The sequence below is a fragment of the Acidovorax sp. KPB24-07 genome, from assembly GCF_057543315.1.
Window position 1 is genome coordinate 1 of record NZ_BAAJYS010000941.1, and the last position, 581, is coordinate 581.

General features: G+C 69.2%; 1 pseudogene. It reads left to right on the forward strand.

The annotated features are described in order from the left end of the window. Window positions 1-581, forward strand: a pseudogene (locus tag AC27IQ_RS26795) (PfkB family carbohydrate kinase); the annotation flags it as partial.

Sequence of the window (581 nt, forward strand, 5' to 3'; positions counted from 1 at the left end):
TCCGGGTGCCCATGGCCATGCTGGGCAGCGAGGCGCAGGCTATCAGGAGCAGCCTGCGCAGCCTTGGGCCATCGAACGCGCCACGTGGGGCAGGTGGATGACCTCTACACGGCCCAGGCGATGATCATGACCGACCGCGACAACAACCAGATCACGGCCTTCCACCCCGGTGCCATGATGCAGGCCCACCGCTCGCGCATCGTGGCCGAGCCTGACGTGCGCCTGGCCATCATCGCGCCCGATGGCCGCGACGCCATGCTGCAGCACGCCGCGCAACTGGTCGAGGCGGGCATTCCGTTCGTGTTCGATCCGGGCCAGGGCCTGCCCATGTTCAACGGCCAGGAACTGGCGCAGTTCATCGAGCAGGCCACGTGGATCACCGTGAACGACTACGAAGGCCGCATGCTGTGCGAGCGCACGGGCTGGAGCCTGCAGGACATCTCCCGCAAGGTGAGCGGCCTTGTCGTCACGCTGGGCGCCGAGGGCTGCGACGTTTGGGAGAACGGCGAGCGCACCAACGTGCCGGTCGCGGCGCCGGCCGAGGTGGTGGACCCCACCGGCTGCGGTGACGCCTGGCGGGG